This is a genomic window from Candidatus Protochlamydia amoebophila UWE25, assembly GCF_000011565.2.
Taxonomy (GTDB): domain Bacteria; phylum Chlamydiota; class Chlamydiia; order Chlamydiales; family Parachlamydiaceae; genus Protochlamydia; species Protochlamydia amoebophila.
In genome coordinates, this window is the sequence record NC_005861.2 from 1,165,239 (window position 1) to 1,191,563 (window position 26,325).

The following is a 26,325-nucleotide window of genomic DNA, read 5'->3' on the forward strand; positions in this document are numbered from 1 at the left end:
AAATAACCTGTTAATCTCAACCTGAATTTTTTTGTAATTTTAATCAAAAAAAACTTTACATTGATTAAAATTTTTCAAAAAGTATTCACAGGGAGAAGAAAGATCTATTAAAAAAAGAAGTTAAATTAAATATTCTAATTTGATAAACCTATTCATATTTAGGTTAGTTTAATTGATTTATCCATGCAAAAATTTGAGATTCCAACTCTTCTTGAGTATCTATTTCATCAGTTTTATCCATAACGATCCCTGAATCAATAAATATAAATGTAGGAAAATAGTTGATATCGAAAGAATCAGCTAAATCAGTTTCTTCATCATAATTTAATTTAGCAAAACGGATAGATTCTTTAAAACTTTCGCTAAACGTTTCCAAAATAGGTTGAAAGCGACAGCAACACCCACACCATTCTGCATAAATCATCAAAATAACAGGTTTTTCTGGAAATATCAGCTGTTTAAAGTTATCTTGAGTGACTTCAACAATCGAAGAAGCATTAAGATCGCAACAGATTTTATCTTTAACAGATTTTATCTCGCTATAGACCAAGGCTGTCAGGCAAATAAAAAGGCAAAGAAGATAATTTAAAACTTTCATTTTTTCATCTCAGGATTAAAAGTTACGGTATAGCACCTATTTTAAAAAATCATAGAAAATTTATGATAATTTAAATACCCACCAAAAAAATGTAAAATATTTTATGTAGGTGAAATTTTTTGTTTTTCTAACAAAGTAAAAAAGGAAATTAAAGTTTAATCACCGAAGAATCCACGATACCAAAAATGTTACAATCTGAGTCTTTTTTCACAAATGAACCTCCAACAAATTCGCTGAAAGCAGGTAAAATACCAAGCTTAGGAAAAATTTGAAAGCAATGCAAACTTAAACGATCATGTCTACTTTTTAGCTCAATTTTTGGATGAAGATGGCCTGACCAAACAAACCAGGGTTTTTGTAAGCAAGGAATATGACAGAAATAGAATGGTTCCATCAAGAAATGATTAGCATGAATGTGAAACGACCATGTTTTAGGCAAATGTTTAACAAGGTTTTTGTCATGATTACCCATGACTAAATGTAAGTCACAAGGCAGCATTTTTAACCAATCAGTAAACGTATTTTGTACATATTCAGACAAACCACTCGTCGCGTGAATCAAATCACCCACAACAATACAATGATCTGGCTGTAAGTTCTGTATCAATAAATTGAGTTGCCGTAAATCCGCCTCCATGCTTCCGTCCGGAATAAGTATGCCTGCTTTTCTAAACGTGGTAGCTTTTCCCAAATGAACATCCGCGATTATCAACGTTTTTTGTTCTTCCCAATAAACTCCTCTTTGAGGCAAAAAATGACATGTTTGATTTTCAATGAGGCATTTCATCAGAACCAACTATTTTGAATTTGCTTAATTCGCTCTGTTAAGCTTTCTGTAGATAAAGTGTCATTAACGCGTTCTACAAATAACTCCAATCCAAAGGGGCTAAATTTTTTGAGTTTTTTTATCATTAATTGAGCTTGAGATAAACGTGTTAAACAATTTTTTAGCTGAATTTTTTCAAATTGAATATCTAATACTTCCTTTTTAGCTTGCTGTAGCAGCAAATTATTTGCGTCATATTTTTGTAAAACATCAAATAAAAGGCTACTGCTGATTTGTACTTGTCTATTTGTTTTATGTTTGTGTGGATAACCTGGAAAGATTAATCCTGCAATTCTAGCAATATCTCTAAAATACCTTTTTCCAATTTCTTGAGTATTAATCAATTCCTGGATGTCTTCATTCATATATTGAGTTGAAAAAAGTTCCGTTGTTAGCATTTCCTCCTGGAAAGACTTCCGGCTCAGCAATTCAAATCCATAATCATTTGTACTTATTGTAAAAGTTTGAGACGCTTTTTTTGATAAACGATGAGCAACTAACAAAGCAAGACCTTGATGGATAATTTTACCTTCAAAAGGATAAACAAAAAGATGCCATCCTTCCTGAGACTTTGTTAATTCAATCAAAAGCTGTTTTGTCGTAGGAAGATACGAAAATTTTTGTTGTAATTGAATGATTTGATCTAAAAGAAATTTTTCTTGGTCGGACGAGTTAAGCGATATTTTTTGCTCACATACTTTTCTTAGCTCTACTCCTAAAGACGCTGAAAAAGGAAGATGGCTTCCTCTCCAAACGGCTGCATGTTTTTGCTTATGTTTGGCTAAACGAACATAAGCTGTCATGTCTCGATATTGAACTAACTGTAATTGTTTTCCCCCAAAAAGAAAATGATCTCCAGGTTTTAAATTCGTCAAAAAAGATTCTTCTATCATTCCAATCGCTTTTCCTTTGGTCCATTTAACGGTAATTTGAGAATCAGAAGAAATGGTTCCGATACTCATTTTATGCCGACGAATCAATCCTTTATCTTCAACAATGTATTTGTCATTTGAATAAACTAGCTTTTTATATTCAGGGTAAGCTTTTAAAGAATTTCCTCCCGAAATTAAAAAATGCAAGCAATCTTCAAAATCTTTCAAACTCAAATCTTGAAAACAAGCTGTTGTTTTTATCTGAGAAAAAAGTTCATCTTTTTGAAAACCTTCTCCAATTGCACATGTCATCATGTGCTGCATTAAAACATCATAGCAATTTTTTAAAGGCAAACGGCTTTCAATATGATGTTCTTTAATAGCTAGTCGATAAGCTTGAATTTCGATTAATTCTAGGGCATGTGTAGGAACAACTTCAATGTAACAAGGCGTAAGAGGGCGATGAGAAGAGCGCCCAGCTCTTTGAAGAAGCCGTGCAACACTTTTAGGGGAGCCAATTTGAATGACTTTTTCAACCCTTGGTAAATCGATTCCTAAATCTAAAGAAGAGGTGCAAACAACAAAACGAATCGAACCAAATTTAATCCCCTCTTCTATTCCTTCCCTTGTTTTTTTATCGATGGCACTATGATGAATGGCTATTAAGTTTTTCCATTCAGGCCTCGCCTCTAATATCGCTTGATACCATCTTTCTGTTTGCGAGCGTGTATTAGTAAAAATAAGAGTAGATTGATTGAAGTTTAGTCGATTTAGAACGTAAGGGAGTAATCGTAAACCCAATCTTCCTGTCCACGGGAGCTTATCCAAAGATTCTGGCAATACAGCCGTTAAGATGACTTCTCGTTCCATTTTTGCATTTACAATGATGGGACTGCGATCAACTCCTACACAAACTTGTGCAGCTTGCTGAATATTGCCAATTGTCGCGGTTAATCCCCAAATTTGTACGGAAGGTTTCCAAGCTTTTAATCGAGATAGACAAAGCTCAAACAAGACGCCTCTTTTAGAAGCTAACAGCTCATGCCATTCATCGACAATAATGGACTGTAGATAGCTAAATTGAGAAGTTGCGTGACCATTGCAAAGCATCACAGCCAAACTCTCAGGAGTCGTAATCAAAATTTCTGGGGGATGTTTATTCTGCTTTTCTTTTTTTATATAGGAAGTATCTCCTGTGCGCCTTTCGACGCGGTAAATCAATTTTAAATCATCAATAGGAGCTTTAAGAGCGCTTTCCAAATCTTTTGCTAAAGCCCTTAAAGGAGTGATGTATAAGATTTGAATTCCTTTTTTGGGATCTTCATGAAGCTTAGAAAGAGCTGAAAGATAAGCAGCATATGTTTTACCAGCCCCTGTCGGAACAGAAATTAACCCACTTTTTCCTTCTAAAAATTTTAACCAGGCTTCTTTTTGAAAGGGAAGAGGTTCCCATTTTTTAAAATTAAACCATTGTTCAATGAGTGAATGCTTAGGAAGAGTCATGTAAAAACGTTTTTATAATTGTTTCTAAATCATCGCATTCTTGATAAGGTTTATCAGTTCTCCATCTTTTGATGCGAGGAAATCGTAGAGCTATTCCTGATTTATGGCGATTAGAACGCTGTATCCCTTCAAAAGCGATCTCAAAAACCTGTTCTGTCTTTACTTTTCTAACCGGGCCAAATTTTTCTTCGGTATGCATTCGGATCCAACGATCTAACTTGTTGATTTCCCCTTGATCTAAACCAGAATAAGCTTTAGCAATGGGAATTAATTCATTTTGATTCCAAATACCAAAAGTATAATCTGTAAATAAATTAGCCCTTCTACCTGAACCAGCTTGAGCATACATTAAAACAGCATCAATGACCATCGGATCAATTTTATACTTCCACCAATTTCCTTTTTGACGTCCTACACCATAAAAAGAGTTTCGCTTCTTTAACATCACTCCTTCTGTCCCTTGTTGTCTAGCTAAAGCTCGTTTTTCGCTTAACTCTTCCCAGTTTGAAAAAGAGATTTCATCCGAAATGAGAAGCTGTGGGGATTCTAGGTTTAAACATTTCAAAACGTCTCTTCGATCGCCCAAAGGTAATTTACGAATATCTTCCCCCCGATATTCTAAAACGTCATAAATCATTAAAATTACTGGAATATTTTTTTGCATACTTTTTGACACATTTTTTCTTCCAAGGCGTTTTTGTAATTCTCCAAATGCTAAGGGGCGATTCGATTGATAAGCAATCAATTCTCCATCTAATACCGTCCCGTCTGGAAGTTGTTTGCAAACTTCCATAATTTCGGGAAATTGCGAAGAAACTAATTCATTTCCTCTTGACCAAATGGCACATTCCCCTCCCCTTTTGACAACTTGTGCTCGGATCCCATCCCATTTCCATTCTGCTAACCAATCAAACGGATTTTCTAATGTCTTTAAATCGCCTTCAAAAGGATAAGCCAAATAAAAGGGATAAGGATTTAAATATTGTTTACGATCATCTGTGATACTCAAACTAGCAAAAAATTCTGCTGTGGGTTCCCAGGTTCCCATTACATGCTGACTTAAAATTTCACGAGGAATTTCTAATGCTTGGCTTAATCCTTTTAATGTTAACAAAGAAGAAACACCAACGCGAAAAGAACCCGTCAGTATTTTGTTAAAAATAAAAGTCTCTTTAGTGTTCAGTTCATTCCAGTAAAGAAAAATCTGCTCTTTTTGTTTTTCTTCTAGAAGACCTTGAAGTGGTTTAATTCGCATTTCCATCCATTCGGAAAGGGTCAGTTTATTTTTAATTTCTTTTTCTTTAAAAGGTAATAATAAAGAAATTGTTTCTGCTGTATCTCCTACGGCTGCATATGATTCTTCTACCAACCAATCAGGAAGTTGCAAAAGTTCCTGACACCACTTTAATAATTTCTTTCCACTAATTAATCTTTTTAAACGATGCCCGCTTAAAAAAAAAAGAGCCCATGCTCCATCGGCTGGGGAAGAATCAGCAAAATATTTTTGAATATAAGAGACTTTTTCATTCGTTGATTGTGTTTGATCAATCTGTTCAAAAAGAAGTGAAAAATTTTTCATTGATCCTCACTCACTAAAGTAACATCTAGCCCCTTTAACTCTCTGGCATCGAGGTTTCGCGTTTCGCGTAAATATTGAGCCAACGTAGAAGCATTCCCGTGAGTAGTTAAAATAATTTTTGCTTGTGTTTGTGAAATTGTTTCAATCAATGCTTTCCAATCTGCATGATCAGATAAAATAAACCCACGATCTAAAGCGTGGCGACGCCTTGTTCCCCTTACTTGCATCCAACCGGACGCCAAAGCTGTCCGACAACTTGGAAAACGTTTCAACCATGGAGTTCCCGCTGCCGAAGGTGGAGCTAGTATAAGCTCTTTAGAAAATTTCATCCCCTTTTCACCTTCCGAAACAGGCTTAAAACGAGCCATTTTGATTCCCATTTCTGCATAGATTTTTGACAATGAACATATAGCTCCATGCAAATACACAAAATTTTCTTGGTCCGCTAACATCGACAAAACCCGTTGTGCTTTGCCAAGTGAATAACAAAATAAAATAGAAGGGTAATCATGAGTGGCATTCTCCAACCACCACTCTTTGATCTGTTTGGCAATGGTGTGACTATGAGGCCATTGATAAATGGGCAAGGCAAAAGTAGATTCAGTGACGAAAATATCACATTCAACTACTTCAAATGGTAAACACGTTTCATCTTTTGCTCGCTTATAATCACCCGATATGACTGTGACACAGCCAGGTGTTTCGATTCTTATTTGCGCCGATCCTAAAATATGCCCTGCTGGATGCAATGAAACCCATGTATTTCCAAGTTTGATTTTCTGATTATATGTTAAAGCTTCGCTTTCAAACTCGCCTCCAATTCTTTTCCGTAGAATTTTAATCGTTTCATCAGTTGCAATGTAGTGTCCATGACCAGCATAAGCATGATCGCCATGCGCATGCGTGATGATGCAACGAGGGACTGGTTGCCAAGCATCAATAAAGAAATCTCCGTCTGGGCAATATAAACCTTGTTTAATGACTTTTAAAGGAATTTCCATATGGGAGCCTTAAATTCCAATTTTTTTAACCATTAATAATTTCTCCCCCATTAGGATGCAAAATTTGTCCTGAAATATAAGAAGAATCTTGAGAAGCCAAGAAGACATAACAAGGGGCTACTTCATCTGGTTGCCCAGCTCGCTTCATAGGAACATTAGAACCAAAAACAGAAACTTTTTCTTCAGAAAAAGTTGAAGTAATTAAAGGTGTCCAAATAGGCCCTGGTGCCACGCCATTGACCCGAATTCCTTTTTCAACTAATGATAAAGATAAAGAACGAGTAAAAGCAACAATAGCGCCTTTAGTCGCTGAATAATCAATTAAAGTTTTTTTTCCTTTATAAGCCGTAACAGAGGTTGTATTAATGATGGTCCCTTTAACCTTTTCTAAATGGGGAAGTGCAGCCTTAGTCATAAAAAATAAAGAATAAATATTCGTTCTGAAAGTTTTCTCTAACTGCTCTTCAGTAATATCTTCAATAGAAACTTGCGGGTGCTGTTCAGCCGCATTATTGACTAAAATATTGAGTTTTCCAAAAGCTTGAATCGTTTCTTTTATCGCGGATTGGCAAAAACTATTCTGGCCAATGTCCCCTGCAATTAACAAACATTTTCTCCCTTTCTCTTCAACAAGCTTTTTTGTTTCTTCCGCATCTTTATGTTCATTTAAATAAACAACTACAATGTCAGCTCCTTCTTTTGCAAAACTAATCGCTACTGCTCTTCCAATCCCGCTATCGCCTCCCGTGATAATGGCTACTTGATCAAATAATTTACCGCTTCCTTTTAAATCTTTTTTCTCATCTTTAGGTAAAGGATACATTTTAAATTGTTCACCAGGAGGAGTTTGCTTTTGAGGAGGAAATGTCTTTTCTTTCTGTTTTTCAATCATCAGAATCTCCTAAATTTCGAATAATAAGTTTAGAATAAGAGGACTTTTTACAAAATAGAAGGCATTTTGTAAAAAGTCCTTTAAGAAATAACCTTTAATTTTATTTATGCATTATTTTTTTGCTTCTGCGGCTTCAGCATTGACTCCCGATGTAAAAAATGAGCCTTCTCCAAGCTTTGTTAATTTTTTATCCGCAGCCTTTTCTTCATCAAGTGTATCTTTAAGAAGATCTCGGATTTGGCTATTCAACTGAAGATGTTTAGCAAAGCTACACAGCGTTCCATAAGAAGCAATTTCATAATGCTCAACTTTTTGTGCAGCACTGATAATAGCTGCATCTAATGTAGTTGATTTTTCCATAATTTTTGTGAGCTCTTCTCCTTCTTTCAATATTCCTTCCATCGCTTTACAAAGTTTTTCTTTGGCTGGTAAACCCATTATCTCAAAGATTTGTTCCAGACGAGCTACTTGAGTTTTTGTTTCTTTCAAATGATCCATGAGTGCTTCTTTTAATTCAGGTAGAGAAGCTGATTTAGTTAATTTGGGCATGGCCTCTGTAATTTGCTTTTCCGCACTATACATGTCTTGCAATTCATCAATAAATAATTTATGTAAGCCAGTTTGTTGTTGTTTCATTGACCTATCCTTTATGTTTTTATGTTATCCATCAAAAGGAATCGAGATTGAATACTTGCTTAATAAAAATTCAATCGTGAAGAACTTTGAATCGATAACGTTCCTTAAAGAAAAATAGATAGGAAATCAAGATTTCCTATCATTTATTTTTTACAACATTATTTTTTTATTTAAGAAAGATGAATGAATATTAACTTTCATCGTTTTGCTCATCAGTATTGCCTTGATAATCATTTCCAGAAAAAGTTTTGCTATCGTCGTTACCATGTTCTCTTCCCCAACGAGCTTCCGCTCCTCGGCGACCTGCTTCTTCGCGACTCATAGGCTCCTCACCTGAAGATCTGCCTCGATGGCTTCTACGTCCATCGTAATCTTCATCGTGTTCTCTTCCCCAACGAGCTTCTGCTCCTCGGCGGCCAGCTTCTTCGCGACTCATAGGATGATGCAGACCTTTTTCCTCATAACGAGTTTGGGCATTTTTTCTGTAATTTGAACTTTGAGAATGGTTTTGACTGGATTCAGTCTGACGATTAGTTTTATTAGCCATATGTTACCCCTTTTTAAAAAAAAAGAATGTACTCAAATGTTAGCAACTAAAACAAATAAAAGGACTTATTCAAATTTGAATCGACAAAATTAATGGAGCACTATGGATAAATTTTTATTTCTGAAAATAATCTAATATTAGCTCTTATTAGTTTTTTAGCTTTTTTTAGATAATACAGCACTTTTATAAAAACTTCCTTAGCTATTGACCCCTTTCATAGCAAAGTTAAAACTTACTATTTAGGATTTGTCGTTCACCATTCATTTAAAACCTATACAAATTTAATTGCAATAATCGTCAATGTTTTTTTTCCAAAATTTAGGAATTTTCATTTTATATAAGTTAAAATTGCCTTTCAGAGCTATTTTTAGCCATTTTATTCAAGAATGCTATTAAATTTTATTTTTTTATTTATTTCAGTAGTTTGGTATAATCAACTAACCTGCTAAAGTACTTTTTTGCTAAAAATTAATTGCCTATCTAGATGAAGTATATTTAATTCAAAAAACAAATTTATAGATGAGTGATAAAATTATTATAAATACGTTTAGAATGTAGCAAAAAATCATCTATAATCATAAGGAGTTTAGTTATGAACGACAAAATTTATACAGCCTTAAATGAGCAAATCAAGCACGAGTTTTATTCCTCTTACCTTTATCTTTCTATTGCATCGTATTTTGATAATATTCCCTTAGATGGATTTGCAAAATGGTTTCGTAAACAAGCTGAAGAGGAACATGAGCATGGGATGAAGTTTTATAATTATATCATCGATCGAAACCTTCATGTAGATCTTCAACCAATTGATAAACCTCCTGTGAAATTTAATTCTATTGAAGAGATTTTTAAACTTGCTCTTGAACAGGAAAGAAAAGTCACGCATTTGATTTATCAAATTTATGAGTTAGCTGTTCAAGAAAAAGATCATGCAACACATGTCTTTCTCCAATGGTTTATCACAGAGCAAGTCGAAGAAGAAAAAAATGCTCAAGATAATTTAGACCAAATTATATTAATTGGTGATGACAAAGCCGCCTTGTTTGTGATTGATCAAAACTTCCAAAAGAAAATTAGCTAAAAATTTGATTAAGGAGTGTATTTACAAACATACTCCTTAACCTTTACTCTCTTTCCCAGAACTTTAAAGGATTTTAAATGGAACATGTCAATATTGATGCCTTAATACCATGGCTTGAGCAATATGGAGTTTTTGCTCTTTTTGCATTATTAGCTCTTGGAATTATTGCTTTTCCCGTTCCAGAAGAAACACTTTTAGTTATCAGCGGAATTTTGATGAAAAATGGAAGTTTAAAAATTACAGAAACCATTATCGCTTGTTTGGGAGGAAGTGTTTGCGGAATTACTGCTAGTTATTTACTAGGCTTAAAAGCAGGCATCTATTTTTTTAATCGAACAGGAAAATGGTTTGGATTAACCCAAAAACATCTCGATAAAGCACATCAATGGTTTGAGCGTTTTGGAAAATGGGCATTATTTATTGGTTATTTTATTCCGGGTGTCAGACATTTTACTGGATTTTCAGCAGGTATGTCCCGTTTAGAATTTAAAGAATTTACTCTTTTCGCCTATAGCGGAGCCCTCGTTTGGGTTTCTAGCTTTCTCTCACTCGGCTACTTCTTTGGAGATTATGGCTTATCATTTTTCCATCATCTAGGGAAAGGTGATCAAACGACAATTTTTATCATTGTTTTATTAACTTTAACCTATCTTGTCTATGCTTTTACAAAAAAAAGAAAAAGTACTGTGAATTAAAAACCTACTATAGTCAAACCTAAGGCAATTATCACCCCTCATATTTTTAACTTTTTTAAATTGATATTGATCAAAATAAATAAAAGCTTGGCCATTTCAACCATGAATAATATCTGGTATATTAACAATTTTTTTAGAAATCAGCTTTCTTAATGATTTTCCAACATCGGTGTATCTTTGAGTCATGAAAATCAATAGGGATGGTTTTATGAGAAACATCTTGAATTAAACAAAAGGGAAATAAAGTTTGATTAAAAACAAATTTGCGAAAATTCGTACTAAAAAAAATGACGCCATCTTTTTGTAATAATTTTAAGGCTTTAGAAAGCATTGATACATAATCAACTTGGATATCAAATAGTTGATCCATTTTCTTAGATCGAGAAATGGTCGGAGGATCAATTACGATGACATCGTATTGTAAGTTTTTTTTAATTTCGTCATCCAAAAATTTTAAACAATCAGCACGAATAACTTCATTATTTTGAAGAGACAAAGAGTTGAGTCGGAAGTTATCTTTTCCCCACTCTGTGTATGTATTAGACATATCTACGCTTTTAGTAAAAATAGCTCCTGAAGCAGCTGCATGAACGCTAAAAGAACAGGTATAAGCAAAAAGATTGAGCAATTTTTTATTAATGGAAGCCTGCGTCACCATTTTACGTGTTTCTCGATGGTCTAAAAAAAGTCCCGTATCTAAATAGTCGATAAGATTAACTTTGAATTGAACGCCAAACTCAACAATCGAAAAAAATTCTTTAGCATTTCCTTGCCTTTCATATTGGCGTGTTTCTTTTCGCTTAGATCTGGTCCGCCAAAAAATGAGCTCTTCTTCCACATTAAAAATTGTTTTTAACGCATGAATCGTTGCCTCTTTTAATTCTTTAGGGGGATCATAATCATTATCATTGGCTGCTTTAGAAAAATAGTGAACACAAAATCGACCATCATAAAAATCAATGGCTAAAGGATATTGATGAATTTCTTTATCATAAATGCGAAAACAATTGGTTTGAGTGCGCTTAGCCCATTTTCGAATGTGTCGATAATTTTTTCGTATGCGATTCGTCAATAGTGAGCTTTTATCTTCTCCATCGACAATGGTAGGAAGAATAAATGGAGGAGTAGGATTCATTAAGGTTTCCATTATAATTTATAGTAAAGGCAACGTCAGTGTCATTTGCCGATGATACTTCCCATTTCTAGCAGCATATGTATACAAACATTTCTCTTTTCCTTCAAAAAACAGGACTTGTGCAATTCCCTCTCCGGCATATATTTTGGCCGGAAGTGGTGTTGTGTTTGAAATTTCTAAGACAGCATATCCTTCCCAGCCAGGTTCGAATGGAGTAACGTTGACAATAATTCCACAACGGGCATATGTGGATTTTCCCACACAAATCGTCAAAACATTTTCAGGGATGCGAAAATATTCCAAAGTTATTGCTAGCGCAAAGCTATTAGGAGGAATAACGCACACATCATCTTCTATTTTTACAAGACTTTTTGTGTCAAATTGCTTAGGGTCTACAATAGAACCGTAAACATTAGTAAATATTTGAAATTGGTTTGAAACTCGAATATCGTAACCATAAGAAGAAACTCCATAAGAAATAATTTTCTCTCCATTCTCAAATCGCACTTGCTTATCTACAAAAGGCTCAATCATTTTCTCTTTAAGACATTTCTCTATAATCCAATTATCCGAACAAATACTCATTGCGATTCCTGGTTAAGATATTAACAATTCATTTCAGTGTAAAAAAATCTTCCGCTCTTGTCACTAGTAAAAATGAAAATTTTAATGGTATGCTAGATTGTTTATCTATTAATGTCGCACTTTTTATCTAGGAAGTATGGAAATGACTGCTAACAACTGGGAAGTTTATATTATCCAAACGCGTTCTGGTAAACTTTATACAGGAATTACAAAAGATATTGAAAGGCGATTTAAAGAGCATCGCGAACAAGGCAAAGGAGCCCGTTTTTTTAAAATATCCGAACCAGAAAAAATCGTATTTAGAGAAAAACAACTTAATCGATCTGAGGCTACTAAACGGGAGATTTCTATAAAAAAAATGAATCGTCAACAAAAAATAGAATTAATTGAGCATCAAACTCATGAAAATTAAAAATATTCTTGTCTAATAATTGTATTAAAAAGAAGTTTTTGATCCTCTTGTTTGAAACACACAATTTCAACTGGTGCTAAAGAATAGTTCCAAGCCATTTTCTCTTGATTTAATTTTTTAATTTCAAATTCAGCAAGTTTTAAACTAGCGTTTACTTTTTCTATAGAATCGAGCGTTAGAATTAATTGTGCACGCTTTTTCGAATTTGAATATTTATCAACTAGGATTTTATCGATATAAGGAGCATCGCAAACAACCTCTCGCGATCTCAGGGCTTCTGCACTTTGGCAAAGAATTAACCACTCTTCTTCCGAGTGAATTGGTAAATTTTCCTCTCGCATTAAAATAGCATACAAAGCTTCCATGAATCGAAAAAAACCAGGGGCTGTTTCTCCTTGTTTCGTAATATGTTGAAAAGACTCTATAAGGCATTCTTTCAATGTAGTCAATCCGTCAACAGATTTAAAAGAAGGATGCTCAAAGATCACAGCGAGATTGATACATACACGGTCCCAAGCTAAATAGAGGGTTAAATCATGAATAGTATGATAAGGATCTACTTGTAATAATTTTTCATAATGATTTAAAGGAGCTGCAAATAATTCTTTAACAAGAGGAACCTGAATAAGATCTCGCTTTTTTTGAATTTGATTGAGAAGAAACGTTTGATCTATTTGAGGCAGGTTTTTTACTTTTGTCAAACAATCGATAAAAACTTGATCATACAAGCAGGTTAACAATACTTGTTGGTCATTTTTATTTAACATGGAGAGCAAAAAGCTATAAAGAGCATCTTCTTCATTTAATGGATGGAAAGACCAAAATAATGCCTCTAAATCGATAAGTTCTAAAAAAGACGGCCAATTTAAATGAAGCTGAAAAGAGTCAATTTCTAGGTTTACACTTGCTTGCTTATAAGCTTCTAAAAAAGCATTAAATTCTTCTTTTTCTTTAAAATGACTGATCGTTCGAATTAGGTTATTTGTCATATATGCTTTCATAAAAACCCTGTTGTTTTCCATTCACTCCATTCTATTTTTATTCTACAGATTATGAAAACAAAAATAGAAAATTTCGCTCGGTATTTTTTTTAATGTTTTATTATTTAAAAAATGATTGACTCTGTCAAGCAAACTAAAAGTTGCTACGTCTAAGCTATCCTTCATAAAAGATGACATGCCCCACAAAAAGTTCCAACAAAAAGCAACAAATCCTGATCATGCTATCTTAAAAAAAGGAAAATAGTATGAAGAAAAAGTTCAAAAAACAAATCATTAAAATCCTAAAAGAAGTTGACTCTGAAACATCTCTTACAGAAGTTTATTGCAAGTACGAAGTCAGCATAGCTTCTTATTATCAATGGGAAGCAAAATTTGGTGAATGGATGTTTCCGAAGCTCAACGATGAAGAAGTCTTTAAGCTGTAAACGTTAATTTTAAAAGGCTTGTTGCTGGTCAACTTTTAGACTCGATTGTGGCTTGTTTTTCAAACTGCTACGCGGCAGGTTTTAGCCATGCACGGCCGGAAGCGAACGCGAAAAGATGCTGAATGTCTAATGGGAAAATTACTAGAAGGCTAAAAAAAGCCCTCTTTTATACAGATAAATTCTCAGCGTATGATGAAGCTCCTTGGATGCAACAACGACTTAGTTGGAAAGGAAGCGGGAAAAACAAGCTCTATTAAAAGTTTTAATAACACCCTTAGACAAAGATGCTCTCAACTTGTGAGAAAAACCCTCTTTTTTTCGAAGAAGTTAACTAATCCTATTGGTATGATCAACTATTTCATTTGTGATTACAATACACAATGAAGAGCCTTAACTATTTAGCACTATCCAAATTTTATCATCTATATCTACCATTATTTAATATAGACTTGAATTTAAAACCAAAGAGAGATATTTAAGATTTACGTTTGTAAAAGAAAATTTCTTGAATTGAAAGATAAGGTCAATTATGCAAAAAAATATAGGAATAGTCGATCGTCTTGTGCGTTTATTCCTTGCCTTCACTTTTTTATTTCTAGCTTGGTGGGAAAGTAGCTGGGTAACTCTAGTTTTTAGCCTTTTTATTTTTTATGAAGCGGTAGCTAGTTGGTGTCTCTTCTATCAACTTATCGGCAAGAATACTTGCCCAATTGATACAAATCAAAAATAATTAATTCCATACTGGTGTTTTAGAAAAATTAAAAGCCTTTAAGCTTCATAAATTAATTTCAATTAGTTTACTGTGGTTGGAATTCAAAATATGTTGCCTAATAACAAATACAGTTTCCGGATTCTGCAATCTTTCCTTTTTCTATTTTTAAAGTCATTTTATATCTCAAACAGTTTAAACGGCTGAACTTATTAAAAGTCGGCGCTAAATTTTTATTTAACTAACGCCGACTTTACCTTTTTTACTTCCCAAATTGTAAATAAATTCCTGCACTTGGAGCTGGTTCATAATAGGGATAGGCATTATAATAAGGAGTGCCATAATAATACGGATAAGCATATCCTCCGTAATAACCACCGTAGTAATAGTTATTGTGGTAGTAATGATCATGATCATAATAGTGGTGATAGTGATGATCATCGTGATGGTCGTGATAACGTCCCCCGCCATGGGCGAAAACTAAAAAAGGAAGAAGAGTTAAGCTAGTAAATAAAGTTTTCGTTAAATGCTGTTTAAAAAATTTTAACATATGAACTCCTTGATTGAGAGTTTAATGAATATCAAATGAAAAAATACATTTATGAAGAACTGCTTTTAACGCTTATTTATTCGCCTTATATAATAAATATGATTTAGAGCAAACCTTTTGAATTGAGAGTAACATTAGAAATTAAGAAAAGCGTTTGAAACAAATAGTTCATAACTTATTAAGATAATCCACCTTATTCCAAACACCCATCCTCATTGTTATAACCACCAAGGGAGAGCAAATTTTTGAATTTTTTTGCTCTTATAAATGTTTGGAGCCTTTTGCCCGAACATATTCGCCCCACAAAAAACAATCAATAAAAAATTTTATTAATCTTTATTGTTTTTATAACCAAAGAATTAAAATCGCTTTGTATAAATATGGCAATAAGGTGTCTTTCCTGTTTTGCCATAATAATTTTGATGATAGTTTTCTGCTGGATAAAAAACACTTGCTGGAATAACTTCTGTCACGATAGGAATTCCTTTAGTGGAAAGAAGTTGGATTAGGCACTGAGCTATTTCTTCTTGTTGCTTTGTTAAATAAAAAATAGCAGAGCGATATTGATTCCCAATATCTGGACCCTGCCTTTGAAATTGAGAAGGATCGTGGATCTCAAAAAAAAATTTCGCTAATGCTTCATAAGTAATTTTATTCTTATCATAAACAACTTCTAAGGTTTCAGCATGTTTTGTTCTTCCCGAACAAATGTCTTCATAAGTAGGATCAATGGTTACTCCCCCGCTATATCCTACTTTCGTCTTAATAACTCCTGTAAGCTTTTGGAATAAATACTCGACTCCCCAAAAACATCCTCCGGCAAATAAAGCTCGTTCATAACTCTCTTTCGTTAAAGCAGGGAGGAAGGATAAAGATACGGAGTTCACGCAGTGCCTTAAATTTTTTGTTGTTAATCCTTCGCCTTTAAATACATGTCCTAAATGTCCGCCACATCGATGGCACAAAATTTCTATTCTTCTCCCATCGGAATCTACTTTCTTATCCACGCTTCCTTTAATTTCATCATCAAAGCTAGGCCAGCCGCAATGAGACAAGAATTTATCTGAAGATAAATAAAGAGGAGCATCACATTTTTTGCAGACATAAACACCGGGTTCTGAAAAGTGATTATATTTTCCTGTGTTTGGATATTCTGTCCCTTTAAAATTGATGACAGAATTTTCTTCCGGCGTCAGAGAATGGTATTTTTTCATTTTTCCCCTTATCATTTAAGGGTAATTTAAGATAATTACACTTATGTATCAAGTTTAGTAAAAAAAATAAAATGCGTATTTAAATAAATACATTAGAAGGGAGAGGCAATTTAATTCTCAAAATTTCTATAATTTGTTTAAAGTCTTTTTGAGATTAGTTTGTGAATCCTATTTGCGTGATACAGGTCGCCCGTCAGCGTGAATTGAGTAAGAAAATCTTTTCAAAAAAAGGTATCTTTGTCGCGAAATGGGTGTAAGGCTTTAAAGAATTTCAATGCAGCGTAATATCTTTCAAACTTGAATAAATCATCTGAGATAATCTCCAAAAATTTTAGCCTTTAGGCGAAAGGACAATTATTATCATCAAATTAGCATGCCTAAATTTTTTATTTTTTTATTAAAAATATTTTTTGGGTGTTTTATCCTACTGTTTTTTTACAGATTCTACTTTATGGACAGCTTGCTTTCCTGTTTTATTGCTTTTTACAATTACTTGGGGATTTTCGTTAGATGCTTTCACCCGTCGCTTTTTATTTTCCCCAACTTTAACAGTTTCATCTTTGACAACTTTTTTAACAACTTTTCCTTTTATAGAGCCTTGTTGAGAGTTCCATGTTACAGAGTCTCCCTTTTTTATAGATTGAGTCATTTTTCCTCCTTTTAATTATTCTTTTATCTACAAACTAAATTTAATCTAATTTATAAATTATTTTTTTACTTAGCTTTGTTTTTTATAAATTTTATTTTAGTTTAACAAATTTGGCCAATAGGCATTATAATTCAATTTTTAATAACTAAGTTTGATTTTTTGATCAATTTACTATCAATCAATAGTCTAAAAATCATTTTCTCTTTGTAGTGAGCCAAAAATCGTAAACAATTGGGAAAAATTAGCTATGAATAACTGAACTGATGCCAAAATTTTACAATTCTTCGGTTAAATCATTTAAAAATTTGCGATGTTTTGTGTTGATACTTTGTTTATATTTTATTAAATCATGGAATAAAATTCGTCTTCTTATTCTAATTTTTCAAAAAAAATTTCCTTTCTTTTAACAAGTGTACAAAATATGGATGGCAAAAGAGGAGTTAAAATATTCGCTCTTGAAACAAAGACAAGCCATTTACAAAAATGAAAATGAAAGCAATGGGGAAAAAAAACAAAACCCAAAAGCAAAGCCAAAAACGAGAGCCATTATAACGAAGATAATAAACTGAATGATCAAGTTCGAAAGTGCTGCTTGTAAATAGTAAAACAAAGGCTATTGGAAAAAAAACAAACATCCAAAAAATTAACCAGATTAATGACCCTTGATAATGTAATTTGAAGCTACTTATGTTCATTTTTTACCAATTATTAAATTTTTTATTAATGCATTTTTAAGTATTTTTTTCGCTTAAGCCCGACTTTTTTACATAAATTTGTGCTTTTTAATCTTTAAAATTATTTTTAATAGTAATTTCATTACCTATTTTTATCCATACACAAATTTAAATCGAGCACTTGTTGTTTTACTTAAAGTTAAATTTGATTCTTAGATTTGATTGGATCGTCCGCAGTATGTGGTTTGGAAATTAACAAAAATTTAGATAAATAAAAAAAAAACAAAATTTATGAATCAACTAGTAATTGATTAAATACGTGAATATTTGCAATAAATAGGCCTTACTCTTGGGTGCAGTAAAAAACGGATTAAACATCCAATCCTATGTTTAACGCTTGGGCAGAATATTCAATGAGCGGGAAATTAAAAAGTTTTTTATATAAATAGTTTCATTCGAAATGAAGTTTAGCTTACATTCACAAATTCGTTCAGCTGCTTACCCAACAAAAAGTTGAATATAATACTCAGTTAAAAACTTTTTGACGATTATCGATACGCAACTTTAATAATTGAAGCGGTTTTTATAACATTTTGTGGCTAATCATGAAATTGTAAGAAAATGGCTTGATTTTCTTAAAAACTATAAACTTTTGTGTTAAAATATTTATTATTTATTCTCAAGAGAATTTTTAGAAATAGCATTATCCTAACCCCATTCCGATTAATTCATTTTATATGAGGTAAGTGAATCAACATGACTTTTACGTCCAGTAAAAAAATATTTAATAGTTCAGTAATTATTTCTCATTTGTCAAAAAATTTCTAATTTAGCGGTATTCTAATAAAATATACTCTCGTAAAATTAGCAAAGCAAAGCGCGTTCAGGACCAGCATTCTGTAAATTTTGTGTATTAGAGTAATCATAATTAATATTAATATTGAAATAAAAGTGAAAATCAATCCCTATAAACTTAGTTTTAATTGAAATAAGTCCATTTACTAATGAATAGCTATAACGGCCAACGCATTCAAGCACCTGAAAGAAAATTTTAAATATAGGATAAACAATATCTACTATTTTGAATAAAGTAACAGTTGCCCTAAATTTAAACGACCTAAAAAGAGAAGTCGTTTGTATATTTTTTTGTGTGGATGCCTGTTCTTGACAACTTTGATAACCAGCTAAATAATGTTTGTTGTTATTATCACATAAATCAATATTATTCATATAAACTCTCTTACTCTTTCTTTATTGATTTGAAAAACCGGGAAATCCTCAAAAAATTCATCTATTAGCATTTTATCTACAAAATTAGCGGCATGTTGATGAAATAGATGCACCATATCTTCCATTGCTCGATGATGAACCCTGGCAAAAACTTCAGCTGGTATCATTGTTTGTTTTGGTACTTTGTGTCTATAATCATCGATGGCCCACAAGTTAGAAGGTAGATGTATATTTCGCATTTTTTGAATAACTAAGCGGAAATTGACCAGCTTTGTTTCAGGCACTTGACTAATAAAATAATTTGTCAATTCTTCAATTTGGCAGCCTGGATTTATTTTACCTGTTAATTTCACAAATTCAGTCCCATACAAATAATTTAACAGGAAATTTGGTAAAACTTTGGCCATTTCTCGTGTTACGCCTACATCAATTAATTTCATACATTCTCGAAATTCTTTAATAGCTTTATCCGCAATTTGTTTAGTTTTGTCAAGCTGTATTAAAATGGCATTTTCATCTGTTAAATCATTAATCTTTTTAATTTGGTAAAAATAAAATTTATAAAGACTATAGCAAAGATCCAAAGGAATTTGTGTGGTCATACTAACTGAAATACTCATGTGTGAAAAAGAAGCCGATGAACCGATTCGGTTCAAAAATTTTTGTGCCACCTCATCTGTAATACCAGGAAGACCTGTTTCTTTACTGACATGGACATCTTTACTAAGCTCTTGATAAGAATTAACAATATCGACACAAAGATTCATAATTTCCTCCAATTAATCATACATTTTTGTTAAAAATTCAAGTTGTTTTTTCAAAATTTATTTTATCATTACTTTCGTTTTTGAAACTCAAGGTTTGATATTTTAAAAATTTAATAATTAGCCCATTCTAAACAACTTTAAACTTTATGCGCATTAAAGTCAGGCCTGTAGAAAACAGATTAGTTTAATTAAAAATTTTTTAATATTAAAATTTATTTTGCATTTAGATGATAAGGCTGTTTTTATTAAAATATTTTAAGTTTGGGTGATATAAAACTTGGCATGAAAACTGACCATCACCAGCCATCAAATTATTTTTTAATACTATGAAAAAGCTTTAGAATAGAATGTTTATATATGTGTTAACATATTTAGTAAAAATTAAGTCCTTTAAAATAATTTATTTTGAAGGGCTTTGTTAATCCCAGTTTAACGTAAGAAACCTACAAGAATATTCTAGGAGCTTAGCAGCTTCGATTTCTGTCTTTGAAAAGAACAGTCAAGGCTTGGATGAATTCAAGCAATAATTAGCAAGACCTGCCATCAGATTGCTCAGAAATTTCCATCGACTTCGGTGCCGATGATGTTCTATCTGACAGCTATTTTCAACAGATAATTCACACTTTCAATCATAGCCCTCTTTTTTAGCATGAGTTTATCCGCTAACGTGATCCATTGTTTTTTCATCTTCTTTACTTTTGTGAAAAGATGCATTTCCTTTTGTAGTGGAATATTGGTCAGTTTTTCTGACATATCCCCTTTATCTGCGAATGCTTTTCCTTTCACCCCTTGTATCGTTTCTGGGACAAGTTTGGAAGTAAGAGCTTGATTAATTGTTTATAACCTCTTAATGCTTTATTAGATTACCCTTAACCCGGAAATACTTATGAGAAGCAAGAGTCCGAGCAAGAGCTTCCATTCCCCTATCGCTTATTTGGTTTCCGTTAAGAGAGAGTTCCCTAAGAGTTGTATTGGAAGCAAGAGCCTGAGCAAGAGCTTCCATTCCCTCATCACTTATTTGGTTTCCGTTAAGAGAGAGTTCTCTAAGAGCTGTATTGGAAGCAAGAGCCTGAGCAAGAGCTTCCATTCCCTCATCGCTTATTTGGTTATATTCAAGGGAGAGTGTCTCAAGAGTATTATTGGAAGCAAGAGCCTGAGCAATTGCTTTCGCTCCCTCATCACTTATTTGGTTATAGCTTAGAGCAAGTTTTTTAAGAACAGTATTGTAAGCAAGAGCCTTAAAGATTGCTTTCGCTCCCTTATCGCTTATTTGGTTTCCGTTAAGAAAGAGTTCCCTAAGAGTTGTATTGGAAGCAAGAGCCTGAGCAATTGCTTCCGCTCCCTCATCACTTATTTGGTTATATTCAAGGGAGATTGTCTCAAAGGTATTATTGGAAGTAAGAGCTTTACTAATTGCTTTCGCTCCCTCATCACTTATTTGGTTTCTGTCAAGCCAGAATTGTTTAATAGCAGTATTGTAAGCAAGAGCATGAGCAAGCGCTTCTACTCCCCTATCGGTTATCTGGTTACTATTAAGCCGAAGAAAACTAAGAGCCGTATTAAAAGCAAGTCCATTAGCAATAACTTCCGCTTTCTTATCACTTATTATTCTGTAACTAAAGCTAAGCGAATTGAGCCAAGAATCATTCCTATAAAGTTGAAATAATTCTATACGGTCAATTTCTGAGGTTTTTATTTCCCTTAAAATTTTGCTTATTCTTTCTTTTTTGACCGTTTCTAAATCTAAAGTCGGGCATCGTATAAAACTCCCTTTGAAATAGGGAGCAAACGTTGTAAAAAAAAGTGTTTTTAAATGGGGATTTTTATCGGCTTTAAGAATATGCAAAAGAGGAGCATCTAGCTGAATCGAGGCAAGTGCCACACACCTCTTAAGTTGCAATTCTTCTAATTTGGCAAACTGCAAATAGGTTGGTGCGAGGGGGAAGCGTGGTTTTTCAAACGCACGCAGCTGAGCGCAACGGTTTAAATAAAGCGTTTTGAGATTGGGAGAGCACTTTTCGATTTCCAAAATGGCCTCTTCTTTAATAAATGAACAACCGCTTACATTTAAATAGTCGAGTTCAACATGCAAAAAAGGTTTTAACGTAATGTGATCTAAAACAACGCAGTTCATTAAAGTGACTTTTCGGGGTCGAAGACCTTTATTTTTCATTAAAAAGATTAAGGCATGTAACACGAGGCGTTGCCGCTCTCGATCAAATCTTTCCCCTTTGACCATGTGCTTAAAATCTGCTTCAATCCATTCTCCTTCTTTGTTTGTCCCAAACGCCACATTTGAGGTGCACCGGTTTAGGGTAAACGCAAAAAGCTCACTTTGAGCTTTTTCAGGAGAGTATTCTTCGCGCTGTTGAATTTCTTCAAACGTCGGAGGCTTGCCAAAGCTGGCTGCGTCGGCTTGGGTGGAAGTGAGAGAAATGTCTACTTGGCGGTCGATCGCTTGTTGTAGCCTTTGTTTGGGATCTAAACTGCTTGCAGCAGCTTGCTTATATTTAAAATAAACCCAGCGATCTAGGGTTTGCTTGTGACTCCCCCGTAAGTTGACGAGATAGGGTAAAAGATCGATAGGGGCAAGTCTTTTTTTATCTTTTAAAGCTTGGCGCAAGCGGTCTTGCAGATGGTAAAATTGCACGAGTAAATTCATCACCGTGCCGTTGCGTAAAAGGAGCGTTCCTTTAAAGCGATCTTCTGGGTTTTCTTCATATAACTGTTCTTCTTCTTTAGAATTAAAAAGTTGAAGTTCGCGATAAGCCGCATCTTTTTGGATTAAGTCTTCAAGCCAACTATTGAGAATGAGGTTAGGCTCTAAACGGAGAAAAGCCTGCAACACTTCAGAGTCTAAATAGTACTTAGCATCTAAGCAAAAAAGAGCCGAAGTAAAATGAACCTTATGTCCGAAGAAATGGTGGATGACCGGTTCGACAAAAGAAATATCGTTATCGACGCAGAAAATGCGGTGCGTCTTTTCTTCGACAACATAGTTCGAGAAGCGTCCATCGCCTGGACGTGTCAATAAGGCACACAGGCAAGCCCAGGTCAATTGCTTGACGTCTAGCTGTTTGACATTTTCTAACGTCTGCCCTTGTATGGTTTTAGAAATTAAGACGGGATAGACTCGTTTTTTCCCTTTGATGTCGACCTCAAAACGTGCTAGCTGCGTTGGGGAGCTCAAATGACCCGCAATGCGTGCCGTCAGCGCATGGATGGCATATTCCAGCAAAGGATGGGTCGGCTTTTGTTTAAAATGCAGCTGATATCCGTTATGGGTTGCACTCGCAACAGGGTGAGCGCTTTTATATTGCCGTTTGAGATTGCCTGTTTCTTCTAAGATTTGTTCACACACGGCCTGGTTGAGATACCGCGCATGTGGTACTGCCGGGCAGCGGATTTTGACTTGGAAGGGATCGTCTGGATCCGGCTGGTTGGTTGTCATGGCAAGAATTGCTTGTTGAAACTGTTCTTCTTCTAAACGCTGGCTTTGCCTAACCCCACTTGGATTAGGGATAGAGGCAAGATGAGCGCTTAACGCAGCCAAATTTTCTTCCGCGGGATAGCTATCTAAGACTTTAAGATAAATTTCTCTTAGAGGTTCCGTGAAAGTCATCTGGGAGAGTCTTTGGTAGAAAGCTTCATGCCAATGCCAAGCCGGATCCGGATCAAGCGCATCAGCTCGTTGTCTGGAAACGAGATGATGCACGAAATGAGCGATCCAGGGCTTGAGATTTTCTATGTTATCGGGGCACAGCTCCTCTTCGTAATAAGCTCCTCGAAGGAGATCGATTTTTTGAAAATGAGAATCCAGATTAGAAATGCAAATTTTCAATTCATAGCATTCTGGATTGGAGAGACAGTGTTTTAGTTTGCGGTAAAGAGGGCGCAGGACTAGCCAGTAAATTTTGGCCAGGATTTCTTTTTCATCACGAAATTCTTCTAGACTAACCTCTTCTTTTTGTTCCCCACAGATAAAATGGAGACCCACTCTTTTTAGGTAAATGGCCGCCACCGCTTCTTGCAATAAGAAGCCACTTTCTGGTGTGAAAATTTCCTTTTTCACGAGCGCATCAATGAGATCGAGTGTATTGGCTTCTTCCATGCCGAAATAAAGGGATAAATCATTTAAAAGATGATGGAGCAGCTCCGTGTAGTGTTTTTTTAGATCGATAATCTTCTCTTTAAAGGGATGGCACCAAATCTGTTCATAGGTCTGCAGGCGATCCGTTAGCAGCTGTAGCGCCTGACACTTACGCCTGATTTCTCCTGTTTGCGGCAACTCTTCATCGAGATAGGTGCCCATTTGCGCTTGGTAGAGGCCAAAGAGCTCAGGAGTGCTCTGGTGAAAAGAAATCGTTTTGCGCAGCGTATTACTATGCGAATTAGAAGGATACTCCTCTATTTTTTGCATCTGCGCCAATCCATCGGGGGTATGGATAAGATCAGGGACAACCGCTGGATTGCCTCCACAATCGACATGGAAACCGGAGCGGTGCTTAGTCCCGATACAAGTAAAGACGGGTAAGCCTTGTGCGGGATCCTCTCCCAAGGCTATTATTTGTAGTTCTAATAGGCGAGCTAATTTTACAAAGTACGGGCGATGCTCAATTGCTTCCATGAGAATGCACCATTCTAAGTCTGAGTAGGGGCAGATCTCTTCTTTGGCTAGAGATCCCATTGCCCGTAAATCGTACGAACACGGAGGATCTCCTAAAATGGCAATGGCATCCTCGACTAAACCTTGCAGAAAAGTGATCAAGTCCGTCGAAACTTTTTTTTGCAAAGCACGCATCTCTTCTATCGTAAACTTCTGCGGATTGATCGCCTGATAGAGTGTTCGAAATTTTTCACGATAAGCCTTTAATTTCTCTAGGTAGGTAGTTGTGATAAAGCAAGCCGTGGGAAGAGATTTACTGTTTAAATAACGATCCATCGTTGGTTTTAGATGATGCAGCCCACTTGCCTCTATCGGCTTTTGTCCCCCTCGCTTGCTAAATAGAGCCGCTATAAGTTTACGTACTTGTTTATAGAATAATTTAATCAAAGCATGCTGTTCACCCTTGCAGCAGATCGCTTTAAAACGCGTTTCAAGGTTTGTGATGAGTTGCACAACTTCCTGACTCTTATCTTCGGCTCTTGCTTTTTTCAAACGTTGCTTAAAAACGCTAAGGGACGTTGAAGCGACTTTAAAGTAGCGAGAAGCTTGGCGTTGGGATTCTGGGGAAGCCATCGAGATGCTCTGAGCCTTTACTGCGTAATGAAGGGCATTGATGGGATCTTTAAATTGTTTCTTGTTTAACCGTTCTTGTTTTCCTTGCTTGTAATGCCATTTGGCGAGTTCGTTAGCTAACTGCTTTTGTTCTTCTGCAAAACAGGCGTCTGATGCTAAGTTGAGCAGTAAACGTATGCCTTCTTCTATCTCTTTAGGAGACTCTACGACGGGAATAAGCAACAAGAGGCAGTCAAAAATTTTTTTGAGTATCTCTTTTTCCGCATGGGGCGGCAAAAAGGCCATGAAAAAATTAAATTGCTCGACGGCTCGAGAATATTTTTCCTTCTTAATAGTAGCCAAAATTGCATCGAGGCTTTTTAAGTCTTCTAATTTTGATGGTTGTTCACTAAAAGGTTGGGGCGAGATAGGATGAGTGCTTTGCATGACTTGGCTATCCTTTGATTTAACAAAAATTCACGTCGTAAAGATACTATCAAAAAGAAACACTCCAATCAATTTAAAATTTGAAAAATTTATTATAGAATTTTAACTGACTGAGGAAAGAAAGTTAGGTTGCTAGAGTTTGGTTCAAGTATTGAAGCTTTAAATCTAGCTCACTAAGGGATCAATTCAAAATTCTTTCAAGCTAAAAGATAAAAATTTTACTTTAGTCGATGCAAAGCTCCACCATTTTCACTTAACTTCATTAGCAGCTATGCTTTTCTGAAAGTGAGAGTTAATTCGCTCTCATCGACTAAAAAGATGTGTTATTGTTCCTTTGCCTTTAAATCCATCGCCAATGGAGTAAACGAAAAGAAAAATCCGCAAAAAAACTTTTAGAAGACCTTTAAGTGAAGTGCTAACGATTTTGCTTCTCATTCATCGTTTCAATGATAGAGCATTCAAACACTTCTACTTAAACCATGTAAAAACAACTTTAAAATATCTATTCCCTCATCTTGTTGGGTACTCAAGATTTTTTTCAACTCACCTTTGAAGCATTTTTTTCGATGTTTTGCTTGATCCAAGAACATCAGGGTATCTGTGAAGGGATTTTATTGATAGACTCTACCGTATTAACGGTTTGCCATGTCAAACGTGCCTCTTCCCATCGTGTCTTTAAAGAGCCACGCTAAATGGGAAAAACAACCATCGGTTGGTTCTTTGGATTTAAGCTCCATCTTGTGATTAATCATCATGCAGAAATTGTCTCATTTAAGTTGACAACTGGCAATATGGATGATCGCAAACCCGTCCAGAAATGGTAGAAGGAATGAAAGGAAAAACATTCGCAGATAGAGGGTCTATTTCAGAAAAACTGGCTCATACTTTAATGCAAAAGGGAATACATCTTTTCGCAAAAGTAAAGAAGATGAAAAATCAATGGATCATGTTAGTGGATAAACTCATGCTAAAAAAGAGGGCTATGATTGAAAGTGTGAATTATCTGTTGAAAATAGCTGTCAGATAAAACATCATCGGCACCGAAGTCGATAAAACTTTCTGAGCAATCTGATGGCTGC

The 26,325-nt window shown here is 34.6% G+C and carries 24 protein-coding genes and 2 pseudogenes; 8 read left to right on the top strand and 18 right to left on the bottom strand.

Annotated elements, in window-relative coordinates; translation table 11 throughout:
• Nucleotides 1-163 precede the first annotated feature (163 nt).
• From PC_RS04565 to PC_RS04600, 8 genes are all read right to left on the bottom strand, one after another.
• Complete coding sequence (locus tag PC_RS04565) at nucleotides 164-598, bottom strand: thioredoxin family protein (RefSeq protein ID WP_011175497.1); 435 nt, start codon at nucleotides 596-598, stop codon at nucleotides 164-166.
• A gap of 148 nt (nucleotides 599-746) precedes the next feature.
• The gene (gene pdeM / locus PC_RS04570) at nucleotides 747-1,385 is read right to left on the bottom strand and encodes a ligase-associated DNA damage response endonuclease PdeM (RefSeq protein WP_044044950.1); all 639 of its coding nucleotides are present in this window, start codon (nucleotides 1,383-1,385) and stop codon (nucleotides 747-749) included.
• Nucleotides 1,385-3,799, bottom strand: coding sequence for a ligase-associated DNA damage response DEXH box helicase (locus tag PC_RS04575; RefSeq protein ID WP_011175499.1), 2,415 nt, complete (start codon nucleotides 3,797-3,799; stop codon nucleotides 1,385-1,387). Before PC_RS04575 ends, pdeM begins: the two co-directional genes overlap by 1 nt.
• Nucleotides 3,786-5,378, bottom strand: a complete 1,593-nt coding sequence (locus tag PC_RS04580) for an ATP-dependent DNA ligase (protein ID WP_011175500.1) — start codon at nucleotides 5,376-5,378, stop codon at nucleotides 3,786-3,788. Before PC_RS04580 ends, PC_RS04575 begins: the two co-directional genes overlap by 14 nt.
• Nucleotides 5,375-6,379 carry a ligase-associated DNA damage response exonuclease gene (locus tag PC_RS04585; RefSeq protein WP_011175501.1) on the bottom strand — a complete coding sequence of 335 codons (1,005 nt, stop codon included), beginning with the start codon at nucleotides 6,377-6,379 and terminating at the stop codon, nucleotides 5,375-5,377. Before PC_RS04585 ends, PC_RS04580 begins: the two co-directional genes overlap by 4 nt.
• Before the next feature lie 25 nt (nucleotides 6,380-6,404).
• Nucleotides 6,405-7,271 carry an SDR family oxidoreductase gene (locus PC_RS04590; protein ID WP_011175502.1) on the bottom strand — a complete coding sequence of 289 codons (867 nt, stop codon included), beginning with the start codon at nucleotides 7,269-7,271 and terminating at the stop codon, nucleotides 6,405-6,407.
• A 111-nt stretch (nucleotides 7,272-7,382) separates the two neighbouring features.
• Nucleotides 7,383-7,907 (bottom strand): ferritin-like domain-containing protein, encoded by a 525-nt coding sequence (locus PC_RS04595; protein WP_011175503.1) that lies wholly within the window; start codon nucleotides 7,905-7,907, stop codon nucleotides 7,383-7,385.
• A gap of 190 nt (nucleotides 7,908-8,097) precedes the next feature.
• Nucleotides 8,098-8,454 (bottom strand): hypothetical protein, encoded by a 357-nt coding sequence (locus tag PC_RS04600; protein WP_011175504.1) that lies wholly within the window; start codon nucleotides 8,452-8,454, stop codon nucleotides 8,098-8,100.
• 592 nt (nucleotides 8,455-9,046) lie between these two features.
• On the opposite strand from PC_RS04600, the gene PC_RS04605 reads away from it, so the two are divergent.
• Nucleotides 9,047-9,535: a ferritin gene (locus PC_RS04605; protein WP_011175505.1), complete on the top strand. Its 489-nt coding sequence runs from the start codon at nucleotides 9,047-9,049 to the stop codon at nucleotides 9,533-9,535.
• 77 nt (nucleotides 9,536-9,612) lie between these two features.
• Entirely contained in the window at nucleotides 9,613-10,230 is a 618-nt protein-coding gene (locus PC_RS04610; protein WP_011175506.1) for a DedA family protein, read from the top strand.
• 133 nt (nucleotides 10,231-10,363) lie between these two features.
• On the opposite strand, the gene PC_RS11170 is transcribed toward PC_RS04610, so the two are convergent.
• Entirely contained in the window at nucleotides 10,364-11,365 is a 1,002-nt protein-coding gene (locus tag PC_RS11170) for a class I SAM-dependent methyltransferase (protein WP_011175507.1), read from the bottom strand.
• Between the two features lie 18 nt (nucleotides 11,366-11,383).
• Nucleotides 11,384-11,950, bottom strand: a complete 567-nt coding sequence (gene dcd / locus PC_RS04620) for a dCTP deaminase (protein WP_011175508.1) — start codon at nucleotides 11,948-11,950, stop codon at nucleotides 11,384-11,386.
• Between the two features lie 142 nt (nucleotides 11,951-12,092).
• Between dcd and PC_RS04625 the strand changes: the two genes are divergently transcribed.
• Entirely contained in the window at nucleotides 12,093-12,362 is a 270-nt protein-coding gene (locus tag PC_RS04625) for a GIY-YIG nuclease family protein (RefSeq protein ID WP_044045428.1), read from the top strand.
• Here the strand turns inward: PC_RS04625 and PC_RS04630 are convergent.
• A complete protein-coding gene (locus tag PC_RS04630) occupies nucleotides 12,359-13,363 on the bottom strand; it encodes a hypothetical protein (protein ID WP_011175510.1) in 1,005 nt (334 codons plus the stop codon). The two genes, PC_RS04625 and PC_RS04630, sit on opposite strands and share 4 nt — an antisense overlap.
• A 245-nt stretch (nucleotides 13,364-13,608) precedes the next feature.
• On the opposite strand from PC_RS04630, the gene PC_RS04635 reads away from it, so the two are divergent.
• From PC_RS04635 to PC_RS04640, 3 genes and pseudogenes are all read left to right on the top strand, one after another.
• Nucleotides 13,609-13,788, top strand: a complete 180-nt coding sequence (locus PC_RS04635; protein WP_079890406.1) for a hypothetical protein — start codon at nucleotides 13,609-13,611, stop codon at nucleotides 13,786-13,788.
• A 45-nt stretch (nucleotides 13,789-13,833) separates the two neighbouring features.
• Nucleotides 13,834-14,172, top strand: a pseudogene (locus PC_RS11970) (IS1 family transposase); the annotation flags it as partial.
• Nucleotides 14,173-14,317: 145 nt separating this feature from the next.
• Nucleotides 14,318-14,518 carry a YgaP family membrane protein gene (locus tag PC_RS04640; protein ID WP_011175512.1) on the top strand — a complete coding sequence of 67 codons (201 nt, stop codon included), beginning with the start codon at nucleotides 14,318-14,320 and terminating at the stop codon, nucleotides 14,516-14,518.
• 241 nt (nucleotides 14,519-14,759) lie between these two features.
• Here PC_RS04640 and PC_RS04645 read toward each other — a convergent pair whose 3' ends face one another.
• From PC_RS04645 to PC_RS04675, 7 genes are all read right to left on the bottom strand, one after another.
• On the bottom strand, nucleotides 14,760-15,047 hold the full coding sequence (locus PC_RS04645; RefSeq protein WP_011175513.1) for a hypothetical protein: 288 nt from the start codon (nucleotides 15,045-15,047) through the stop codon (nucleotides 14,760-14,762).
• 359 nt (nucleotides 15,048-15,406) lie between these two features.
• Nucleotides 15,407-16,261 carry a bifunctional methionine sulfoxide reductase B/A protein gene (locus tag PC_RS04650; RefSeq protein WP_011175514.1) on the bottom strand — a complete coding sequence of 285 codons (855 nt, stop codon included), beginning with the start codon at nucleotides 16,259-16,261 and terminating at the stop codon, nucleotides 15,407-15,409.
• A 424-nt stretch (nucleotides 16,262-16,685) separates the two neighbouring features.
• On the bottom strand, nucleotides 16,686-16,910 hold the full coding sequence (locus PC_RS04655; protein ID WP_039358190.1) for a hypervirulence associated TUDOR domain-containing protein: 225 nt from the start codon (nucleotides 16,908-16,910) through the stop codon (nucleotides 16,686-16,688).
• Between the two features lie 1,538 nt (nucleotides 16,911-18,448).
• Nucleotides 18,449-18,814 carry a hypothetical protein gene (locus PC_RS04660; protein ID WP_011175517.1) on the bottom strand — a complete coding sequence of 122 codons (366 nt, stop codon included), beginning with the start codon at nucleotides 18,812-18,814 and terminating at the stop codon, nucleotides 18,449-18,451.
• Nucleotides 18,811-19,581 carry a hypothetical protein gene (locus PC_RS04665; protein ID WP_011175518.1) on the bottom strand — a complete coding sequence of 257 codons (771 nt, stop codon included), beginning with the start codon at nucleotides 19,579-19,581 and terminating at the stop codon, nucleotides 18,811-18,813. Before PC_RS04665 ends, PC_RS04660 begins: the two co-directional genes overlap by 4 nt.
• A gap of 588 nt (nucleotides 19,582-20,169) precedes the next feature.
• On the bottom strand, nucleotides 20,170-20,415 hold the full coding sequence (locus PC_RS04670; protein WP_155117138.1) for a transposase: 246 nt from the start codon (nucleotides 20,413-20,415) through the stop codon (nucleotides 20,170-20,172).
• A 13-nt stretch (nucleotides 20,416-20,428) separates the two neighbouring features.
• Complete coding sequence (locus PC_RS04675; RefSeq protein ID WP_011175520.1) at nucleotides 20,429-25,246, bottom strand: hypothetical protein; 4,818 nt, start codon at nucleotides 25,244-25,246, stop codon at nucleotides 20,429-20,431.
• Nucleotides 25,247-25,812: 566 nt separating this feature from the next.
• Between PC_RS04675 and PC_RS11720 the strand changes: the two are divergent.
• Together PC_RS11720 and PC_RS04685 are read left to right on the top strand one after the other, a co-directional pair.
• Nucleotides 25,813-26,070 (top strand): annotated as a pseudogene (locus PC_RS11720) (transposase).
• 5 nt (nucleotides 26,071-26,075) lie between these two features.
• Complete coding sequence (locus PC_RS04685) at nucleotides 26,076-26,273, top strand: transposase (RefSeq protein ID WP_181679056.1); 198 nt, start codon at nucleotides 26,076-26,078, stop codon at nucleotides 26,271-26,273.
• The last annotated feature ends 52 nt before the right edge of the window (nucleotides 26,274-26,325 follow it).

What these genes read in the sequence shown, in the direction of transcription:
- PC_RS04575 (WP_011175499.1), bottom strand. Translation starts at nt 3,799, where the DNA reads ATGACTCTTCCTAAGCATTCACTCATTGAACAATGGTTTAATTTTAAA.
- PC_RS04665 (WP_011175518.1), bottom strand. Translation starts at nt 19,581, where the DNA reads ATGAATCTTTGTGTCGATATTGTTAATTCTTATCAAGAGCTTAGTAAA.
- PC_RS04605 (WP_011175505.1), top strand. Translation starts at nt 9,047, where the DNA reads ATGAACGACAAAATTTATACAGCCTTAAATGAGCAAATCAAGCACGAG.
- PC_RS04650 (WP_011175514.1), bottom strand. Translation starts at nt 16,261, where the DNA reads ATGAAAAAATACCATTCTCTGACGCCGGAAGAAAATTCTGTCATCAAT.
- dcd (WP_011175508.1), bottom strand. Translation starts at nt 11,950, where the DNA reads ATGAGTATTTGTTCGGATAATTGGATTATAGAGAAATGTCTTAAAGAG.
- PC_RS04660 (WP_011175517.1), bottom strand. Translation starts at nt 18,814, where the DNA reads ATGAATAATATTGATTTATGTGATAATAACAACAAACATTATTTAGCT.
- PC_RS04595 (WP_011175503.1), bottom strand. Translation starts at nt 7,907, where the DNA reads ATGAAACAACAACAAACTGGCTTACATAAATTATTTATTGATGAATTG.
- PC_RS04565 (WP_011175497.1), bottom strand. Translation starts at nt 598, where the DNA reads ATGAAAGTTTTAAATTATCTTCTTTGCCTTTTTATTTGCCTGACAGCC.
- PC_RS04645 (WP_011175513.1), bottom strand. Translation starts at nt 15,047, where the DNA reads ATGTTAAAATTTTTTAAACAGCATTTAACGAAAACTTTATTTACTAGC.
- PC_RS04640 (WP_011175512.1), top strand. Translation starts at nt 14,318, where the DNA reads ATGCAAAAAAATATAGGAATAGTCGATCGTCTTGTGCGTTTATTCCTT.
- PC_RS04675 (WP_011175520.1), bottom strand. Translation starts at nt 25,246, where the DNA reads ATGCAAAGCACTCATCCTATCTCGCCCCAACCTTTTAGTGAACAACCA.
- PC_RS04630 (WP_011175510.1), bottom strand. Translation starts at nt 13,363, where the DNA reads ATGAAAGCATATATGACAAATAACCTAATTCGAACGATCAGTCATTTT.
- PC_RS04655 (WP_039358190.1), bottom strand. Translation starts at nt 16,910, where the DNA reads ATGACTCAATCTATAAAAAAGGGAGACTCTGTAACATGGAACTCTCAA.
- PC_RS11170 (WP_011175507.1), bottom strand. Translation starts at nt 11,365, where the DNA reads ATGAATCCTACTCCTCCATTTATTCTTCCTACCATTGTCGATGGAGAA.
- PC_RS04580 (WP_011175500.1), bottom strand. Translation starts at nt 5,378, where the DNA reads ATGAAAAATTTTTCACTTCTTTTTGAACAGATTGATCAAACACAATCA.
- PC_RS04635 (WP_079890406.1), top strand. Translation starts at nt 13,609, where the DNA reads ATGAAGAAAAAGTTCAAAAAACAAATCATTAAAATCCTAAAAGAAGTT.
- pdeM (WP_044044950.1), bottom strand. Translation starts at nt 1,385, where the DNA reads ATGAAATGCCTCATTGAAAATCAAACATGTCATTTTTTGCCTCAAAGA.
- PC_RS04685 (WP_181679056.1), top strand. Translation starts at nt 26,076, where the DNA reads ATGAAAGGAAAAACATTCGCAGATAGAGGGTCTATTTCAGAAAAACTG.
- PC_RS04590 (WP_011175502.1), bottom strand. Translation starts at nt 7,271, where the DNA reads ATGATTGAAAAACAGAAAGAAAAGACATTTCCTCCTCAAAAGCAAACT.
- PC_RS04610 (WP_011175506.1), top strand. Translation starts at nt 9,613, where the DNA reads ATGGAACATGTCAATATTGATGCCTTAATACCATGGCTTGAGCAATAT.
- PC_RS04585 (WP_011175501.1), bottom strand. Translation starts at nt 6,379, where the DNA reads ATGGAAATTCCTTTAAAAGTCATTAAACAAGGTTTATATTGCCCAGAC.
- PC_RS04600 (WP_011175504.1), bottom strand. Translation starts at nt 8,454, where the DNA reads ATGGCTAATAAAACTAATCGTCAGACTGAATCCAGTCAAAACCATTCT.
- PC_RS04625 (WP_044045428.1), top strand. Translation starts at nt 12,093, where the DNA reads ATGACTGCTAACAACTGGGAAGTTTATATTATCCAAACGCGTTCTGGT.